The sequence below is a fragment of the Pseudomonas sp. HY13-MNA-CIBAN-0226 genome (genome assembly GCF_040310305.1).
Taxonomy (GTDB): Bacteria; Pseudomonadota; Gammaproteobacteria; order Pseudomonadales; family Pseudomonadaceae; genus Aquipseudomonas; species Aquipseudomonas gregormendelii.
Genome location: NZ_JBEOPS010000725.1, coordinates 1 through 206, shown reverse-complemented (window position 1 = coordinate 206; position 206 = coordinate 1). Strand labels below are relative to the sequence as shown.

At 59.2% G+C, this 206-nt stretch carries 1 protein-coding gene; it reads left to right on the top strand.

Annotation, left to right across the window (positions count from 1 at the left end):
* A partial coding sequence (locus AAEZ05_RS30610; RefSeq protein ID WP_350650464.1) for an immunoglobulin-like domain-containing protein occupies window positions 1–206 on the top strand: 206 nt, incomplete at both ends.

The following is a 206-nucleotide window of genomic DNA, read 5'->3' as shown; positions in this document are numbered from 1 at the left end:
GTGACCTTGAGCAACGGTAAAACCGTGGTCTTTGCTGTTGGTGAAACCGAGAAGGTCCACACCCTCGATCCGCAAGGGGACGACGTCTACAAAGACGGCGGCACTGCGCAACTCAGCATCACGGGTGCCACCTCCAATGGCGCGCCGCTGGAAAACCCAACCATCGGTGGCCCAGCGTCTGTCACCATTAACGACACCACCAGCGA